The sequence below is a fragment of the Arthrobacter sp. 05T45 genome (assembly GCF_056395875.1).
This window is the reverse complement of the sequence record NZ_JBFTKI010000061.1, coordinates 1-433: the sequence shown is the minus strand read 5'-3', so window position 1 is coordinate 433 and position 433 is coordinate 1. Positions and strand designations below refer to the sequence as shown.

The 433-nt window shown below is 60.0% G+C and carries 1 protein-coding gene and 1 pseudogene; both read right to left on the bottom strand.

All coding sequences use genetic code 11. The features are described 5' to 3' along the window. Nucleotides 1-260 (bottom strand): annotated as a pseudogene (locus AC1DGD_RS22160) (lipoyl synthase); the annotation flags it as partial. Between the two features lie 14 nt (nt 261-274). Next, a partial coding sequence (locus AC1DGD_RS22155) for an L-serine ammonia-lyase, iron-sulfur-dependent, subunit alpha (protein ID WP_476858039.1) occupies nt 275-433 on the bottom strand: 159 nt, incomplete at its 5' end.

Below are 433 nucleotides of genomic sequence, written 5' to 3'. Positions count from 1 at the left end.
AAGTCGCAGCGCCGGGTGCATTCGGAGCCGCCGATCAGGAAGGTGGCCTCCTTGTCTTCCCAGCATTCGAAGATGTTCGGGCAGCCGGCCTCTTCACACACGGTGTGGAGGCCTTCCTTCTTGACGAGGTTTTTGAGCTGGACGAACTCGGGGCCCATCTGGACCTTGGCCTTGATCCATTCCGGCTTCCGTTCCACCGGTGTGGCCGCATTTCGCTGCTCAATGCGCAGCATCTTCCGGCCTTCTGGTGCCAGTGTCATTAGTTCTCTTTCCTTCAGCATTCGACGACGTTGACGGCGAGGCCGCCCATTGCGGTTTCCTTGTATTTGGAGCTCATGTCCTTGCCGGTTTCGCGCATGGTCACGATGACTTCGTCCAGGGAGACCCGGTGCGTGCCGTCGCCCCAGAGCGCCATTTTGGCGGCGTTGATGGC